Source organism: Streptomyces sp. NPDC047453, from assembly GCF_040643155.1.
GTDB lineage: Bacteria > Actinomycetota > Actinomycetes > Streptomycetales > Streptomycetaceae > Streptomyces.
Genome location: NZ_JBEYTS010000005.1, coordinates 253,432 through 259,594, shown reverse-complemented (window position 1 = coordinate 259,594; position 6,163 = coordinate 253,432). Strand labels below are relative to the sequence as shown.

Sequence of the window (6,163 nt, the reverse complement as noted above, 5' to 3'; positions counted from 1 at the left end):
CCGTTCGAATGGAACGGGGGGCCGCTAGCCTTCTGACCTGCGGTGCAAGCTGTGCCCCCGGCAGGATTCGAACCTGCGACACCCGCTTTAGGAGAGCGGTGCTCTATCCCCTGAGCTACGAAGGCGGATCGTGGCGTGTGGGCCACAGGCGTCAGCGTACCGGATTGGGGCGGTGGGGAGTCAGGTCAGGGCGACACGGGTGAAGCGGGAGGCCATGTGGAGGTCTTCCTCCAGGTGGTGGGCGGTTCGGGTCAGGGCGGGGAGGAGGTCCTCGATGCACTCCTCGCGGGTGTGGCGGGCCGCGTGCAGGGCGATGTTCGTCGCGGCGACCGCTCTGCCCGTGCGGTCGCGGATGGGGACGGCGATCGAGCGCACGCCCTGTTCCAGTTCCTCGTCGACCAGGGCGTAGCCGTGGCCTGCCAGGAGGGCTCGGCCCAGGGACGTCGCGCGGGCCGGGAGGCGGGCGCCGACCGTGATGTCGACGCTCATGATGCGGCTCGTGGTGGCACGCGCCGTGTACTGGATCTCCTCGCCGGACGGCGTCAGCACGGCGAGGGAGGTCGTCTCGTGCACGTGGGCCGCCAGGTCCTCCAGATGCGGCTGGGCGATCCCGGACAGGGAGGCGCGGGAGAGGGGCGGGAAGCCCAGGGACAGGACCCGGGGGGTGAGGGTGAACGTACGGGTGTCCCGGGACTGGCTCACCAGGCCCAGGTGCTCGTAGGTGATCAGCGCCCTGCGCGCCGTCGCCCTGGCCAGGCCCGTGGCCTTGGCCACCTCCGTCAGGGTCAGGGCGGTCCGGCCCTCGTCGAAGGCCGTCAGGACCGTCAGCCCGCGGGCCAGGGATTCGATGAAGTCGCGGCCCAGTTCCTGTTTCGAGGCGGCGGTCCACGTCGCCAGGCCCGACGGCGGCGGGACGGGCGCCGGGGGCGGGGCCTCGCGCAGGTCCCGTTCCATGGCCGTGACCGTCTCCCGCAGGCGGGGCAGCAGCGTCGTGCGCAATTCACGTGCCGAGTGGCGGCTGGTGTGGCTCACCACGCTCGCCACGCACGCGATCCGGCCGTCGGCGGGGTTCCGTACCGGGACGGAGACCGCGACCAGGCCAGGTTCGATCAGCTGGTCGTCCAACGACCAGTCCTCCCGGCCGGCTTGAGTGGTTCGTTCCTCGAAGTCGTCCGGCCGTCCCGGGGAACGTGGCGGTACCGCAGGGAAGTTCCGGTCCCCCGGGTCGGCCGAGCGGCGCTCGTGCCAGCGGCGCCAGTCCTCGTCCGTCCACTCCGTGGCGAACAGCGCGCCCGGCGCGGTGCGTTCGGCCGGAAGCAGGTCGCCGATGCGGAAGCTCAGGGACATCGCGCGGCGGCGGGTCGCCTGGTGGATGAAGCGGATTCCGTCGCGGTCGCCGACCGCCAGGGACACCGACTCGTCCAGTTCGTCGGCGAGTGCGTCGGCGCGCGCGCCGAGCAGGGCCGGCAGGCGCAGGGCGGCCAGGTAGGCGTTGCCCAGTTCCATCAGGCGGGGGGTGAGGACGACGTCCCGGCCGTCGAGGCGGACGTATCCCATGCGGGCGAGCGTCGCCGTGATGCGGTCCACCGTCGAGCGGGCGAGGCCCGTCGCACGCTCCAGGGCGCTGGGGCTCAGCGCGCCCCCGGCCAGCGTCAGCTGCCGCAGCACCGCTACGCCCCGCATCAGCGGGGCGACCGCCTCGGCGGGTGCGGCCGGTGCGGCGGGTGCCGCAGGTACGGCGGGTGCGGCCGGGTGCGTACCTGCCGTGGAGGGCCCGATGCGGGCGTCGGCGCCGGCGGCCCCGTGGGCCTCCGGATCCGTCGTGGTGTTCGCGGGCATCGGCTCGGCTCTCCGGTACGGTGGCGGTCGCAGCAGGCCTACGGTAGTCCGTTCGCGAACTCGTCCGCGTCACTCACCCCACCGCCGGCCTCACCCCGCCTCCCCCCATCTCACCTCATCTCGCCCACCCGCCTCGGCCCCGGTGCGCTCCCACTCCCGCTCCCCGCAGACTCCTCGCGTCACTGCCGAGTGACCCGCACCCGGTAGTTCCCCGCGCGGTCGGCCGAGATCACGTCGACGCGGATGTGTGCCTTGGGATCCTTGAAGGACTCGCCCGGTGCGAAGGGCGCGTCGGAGAGTTCCGCCTCGACGTTGGGGCTGCGGGTGCAGCCGCCGGAGTGGGGGTGGGAGTCGTGGACCTTGATCGGGCCCTGCCCGGTGTCGACTTCGGCGTTGACCTTGTAGACCAGGATCCCCGGACGGCACACCTCCTCGTCGTTGCCCTCCCGGGTGCGCAGTTCGAGGGCGTAGCCGGTCCGTCCGTCGAGGGGGACGAAGACCAGTTTGTGGCCGCCCGCCCGGCCCAGCGGGGTGAGGGTGTACTCGGCGGACCCCTTTTTGGACGCGCAGCTCACCTGGGAGGCGTCCAGCCAGCCCAGCTTCCACTTGTGCCAGCCGAGCAGGTCGTTGTTGGCGCCCCAGTCCTCGCTCATGATGTCCCAGTGGCCGACCGCCTCCCCGCCTTCCTGGGTGTAGAGGTCGGGCAGGCCGAAGACGTGGCCGTTCTCGTGGGGCAGGACGCGGAAGCCGGTGTTCTCGTACGAGCCGGAGCCGTCGTCCTGGCGGGAGTAGATGAAGGACACGTTGGCCATGGCGACGCCGTTGGCGACGGGCGCGTCCGAGTTGCCGGCGAAGGTCACCGACAGGACCGTGTCCAGGGCGGAGGGGCCCGCGTTCGGGGTCATGAGGATGTTGATCAGGTCGTAGTCCCGGAAGTCCACCGTCGGTCCGGCGGACTCGACTATGTCCTTGATCAGTTGGCGGTAGCCCGGGTCGAACGGGGCGCCGCGCTCCAGGCCGTAGTCCTTGAACGGTTTCGGCATGCGCAGCCACCGGGTGATGGGGGTCTGCGCGCGGTAGTCGAGGCGGCCGTAGGAGGCGGTGCGGAACCACTCCTGGGTCTGCGGGAAGAACTCGTGGAAGCGGTCGAGCGCGTTGTCCTCGCCGGGCGCGTCGGAGAAGTCGATCATCAAGGTCAGAGCGTGGACGGTGCCGAGGGAGCGGGCGTAGCCGCCGGTGGTGGGGACGCCTTCCGACATCTGGACCGAAGAGGCTCCGCTGATCATGCAGGGGATCAGCGCGGGGGAGAGCGCAGCCGTCCCGGTCTCCGGGCCGCCCGCCCTGAGGTGACCGGTTCCCGCAGAGGTGCCGACCGCGAGGATCAGCGCCGTGACGGAGCCCAGGGCGACCGCACGGCGCTTGGGTATCGGGCCTTTACGGCGGCGGCGGGGCGGCTGCACCTGCATGCGTTCACCTTTCGCGCCGGGCAGCCGCCAGTTCCCGGCTGCACCCTTGTGATCACCCTGTGTCGCTGGGCCGTTCGGCGCGCGCTGGAGCGGTCCGGTCGTGGGACGGGCCGCCCGGTCGTGCGAAATGCGTGCGTCCAGATGGGTGTGACTCAGGTCACGGAAAAACTCGCGGCGGTCGGGAAATAACCGGGGACCTCTTCCCCGTTTGGTCATGTGTCCGAGCGAAACGGGGACTCGCTCCCCGGATCGCCCCGCCCGCCCGACTCACCGCCCGCCCGCCCGGCTGACCGGCGGGCCGGCCGGCCGATCGACCGCCCCACCGCCCGACTTACCGACGGGTCGGCTGACCAGCCGGCCGCCCGACCGACTGACCGATCGACCTGAGGAGTACGCCGTGAAGACCGCGACGACCGCGAATCCCGAACTGCGCAAGGCGACCCGGCCTCGCGCCGACGCCCTGCGCAACCGGGAGCGGATCGTCACGGCCGCCCGCGAGATGTTCGTCGAGCACGGGCCCGAGGTGCCGCTCGACGAGATCGCCCGCCGGGCCGGCGTCGGCAACGCCACGCTGTACCGCAACTTCCCGGACCGCGACGCCCTCGTACGCGAGGTCGTCTGCTCCGTCATGGACCGTACGGCTCGGGCGGCCGAGCGGGCGCTCGCCGAGACGGGCGACGCCTTCGACGCCCTGGAGCACTTCGTGCACGCCTCCGCCGACGAGCGGATCAGCGCGCTGTGCCCCATGGTCTCCAGCACCTTCGACCGGAACCACCCCGACATGGAAGCCGCCCGCACAAGGGTCGAGCACCTCGTCGAGGAGGTCATGGACCGCGCCAAGGAGGCCGGGCAACTGCGCCCCGACGTGGGCGTCGGCGACGTGATGGTCGCCGTGGCCCAGCTCTCCCGGCCGCCGGCCGGCACCGGCTGCGGCAGCATCGACCGCTTCGTGCACCGTCATCTGCAACTGTTCCTGGACGGGCTGCGGGCCCCGGCCCGATCCGCCCTGCCGGGTACGACCGCGACCCTGGAGGACCTCCGCCAGGCCTGACCAACCGGGAGCGGTCGGCCCGGATCCGCACTCCGGCCGTCACCGCGTCACGGCCGGCCGCCGCCCCGCCCACCGAACTCATCATCCGCAACCGAGCCCCGGGCCGACCGTGACGGTCGGCGCGATCTTCCGACACCACCTTTTCCGTCTTTCCTCGTCTTCTCCCGCCTCTTCCCGGCCTTTCCTGTCCTTTCCTGTCCTTTCTCGTCTTTTTCCGTCACGAAGTTCCGAAGTGGGTACCCCCATGTCTGAAACAGCCGCAAAGGCTCCCGGCGCCCCGGACAAGTCCGGTGACCCGGGCCGCTGGAAGGCGCTCGTCTTCATCGCGCTCGCCCAGCTGATGGTCGTGCTGGACGCGACCATCGTGAACATCGCCCTCCCCTCCGCCCAGCAGGACCTGGGCATCTCCGACGGCAACCGGCAGTGGGTCGTCACCGCCTACGCCCTCGCCTTCGGCGGACTGCTGCTCTTCGGCGGCCGGATCGCCGACCTGTGGGGCCGCAAGCGCGCCTTCGTGACCGGTCTGATCGGCTTCGCGGTGGCCTCCGCGCTCGGCGGCGCGGCCACGACCGGCGCGATGATGTTCGGCGCCCGTGCGCTGCAGGGCGTCTTCGGCGCGCTGCTCGCGCCCGCCGCGCTCTCCCTGCTCGCGGTGACGTTCACCGACGCCAAGGAGCGCGCCAAGGCGTTCGGCATCTACGGCGCGATCGCCGGTGGTGGTGGCGCCGTCGGCCTGATCCTCGGCGGATTCCTCACCGAGTACCTGGACTGGCGCTGGACGTTCTTCGTGAACATCCCGTTCGCCGTCGTCGCCGCGGCCGGCGCCTACTTCGTCATCCGTGAGCCGGCCGGCGGCCGCAACCGCTCCCCGCTCGACGTCCCGGGCGTGGTGCTGTCCACCCTCGGCCTGGTCGCCCTGGTGTACGGCTTCACCCGCGCCGAGTCCGAGGGCTGGAGCGACACCCTGACCGTCTCGATGTTCGTCGCGTCCGCCGTTCTGCTGGCGACCTTCGCGCTGGTCGAGTCGCGGGTGAAGGCCCCGCTGCTGCCGCTGCGCGTGGTCACCGACCGCAACCGCGGCGGGATCTACCTGTCGCTGGGCCTCGCGGTCATCGGGATGTTCGGCCTGTTCCTCTTCCTCACGTACTACCTCCAGGTCGTGCGGGGGTACACGCCGGTGCGGACCGGCTTCGCCTTCCTCCCGATGGTCGCGGGCATGATCACCGGCTCCACCCAGATCGGCGCCCGCCTGATGACCCGCGTGGCACCGCGGCTGCTGATGGGCCCCGGCTTCCTGGTCGCCGCCACCGGCATGCTGCTGCTGACCCAGCTGGAGATCGGCTCCTCCTACGCCGCCGTGCTGCTGCCCGCGATGCTGCTGCTGGGCCTCGGCATGGGTACGGCGTTCATGCCCGCCATGTCCCTGGCCACGCAGGGTGTCCAGCCGCGGGACGCGGGCGTCGCCTCCGCGATGGTCAACACCTCGCAGCAGGTGGGCGGTGCCATCGGTACGGCCCTGCTGAACACGATCGCGGCCTCGGCCACGACCTCGTACATCCAGGACCACATCGCGGACGCCGCCACCAAGCCCCAGCAGCAGCTGGTGCAGTTGCAGGCCATGGTGAACGGCTATACCAGCGCCATCTGGTTCGCCGTCGGCATCCTGGTCGTGGCCGCCGTGATCGCCCTGACCCTCGTCGACGCGGGTCGTCCGGGCGGTACCAAGGTGACCGGGTCCGGTTCCGGCGCGGGCGCCGAGGACGAGGTGGCGGTGCCGGTCATCGCCCACTGAACCACTCACTGAACC

At 71.6% G+C, this 6,163-nt stretch carries 4 protein-coding genes and 1 tRNA gene; 2 read left to right on the top strand and 3 right to left on the bottom strand.

Annotated features, from left to right (window positions below; all coding sequences use genetic code 11):
* Window positions 1-52 precede the first annotated feature (52 nt).
* The 3 genes from ABZ818_RS07915 to ABZ818_RS07905 all read right to left on the bottom strand — a co-directional run bounded on the left by ABZ818_RS07915 (window position 53) and on the right by ABZ818_RS07905 (window position 3,305).
* Window positions 53-125: transfer RNA gene (locus ABZ818_RS07915), tRNA-Arg, on the bottom strand.
* A gap of 55 nt (window positions 126-180) precedes the next feature.
* Window positions 181-1,683 carry an IclR family transcriptional regulator C-terminal domain-containing protein gene (locus tag ABZ818_RS07910; protein ID WP_361412094.1) on the bottom strand — a complete coding sequence of 501 codons (1,503 nt, stop codon included), beginning with the start codon at window positions 1,681-1,683 and terminating at the stop codon, window positions 181-183.
* 335 nt (window positions 1,684-2,018) lie between these two features.
* Window positions 2,019-3,305, bottom strand: a complete 1,287-nt coding sequence (locus tag ABZ818_RS07905; RefSeq protein ID WP_361412062.1) for a M6 family metalloprotease domain-containing protein — start codon at window positions 3,303-3,305, stop codon at window positions 2,019-2,021.
* Window positions 3,306-3,702: 397 nt separating this feature from the next.
* On the opposite strand from ABZ818_RS07905, the gene ABZ818_RS07900 reads away from it, so the two are divergent.
* Window positions 3,703-4,356, top strand: a complete 654-nt coding sequence (locus ABZ818_RS07900; RefSeq protein ID WP_361412060.1) for a helix-turn-helix domain-containing protein — start codon at window positions 3,703-3,705, stop codon at window positions 4,354-4,356.
* Between the two features lie 244 nt (window positions 4,357-4,600).
* A complete protein-coding gene (locus ABZ818_RS07895; RefSeq protein ID WP_361412058.1) occupies window positions 4,601-6,148 on the top strand; it encodes an MFS transporter in 1,548 nt (515 codons plus the stop codon).
* The last annotated feature ends 15 nt before the right edge of the window (window positions 6,149-6,163 follow it).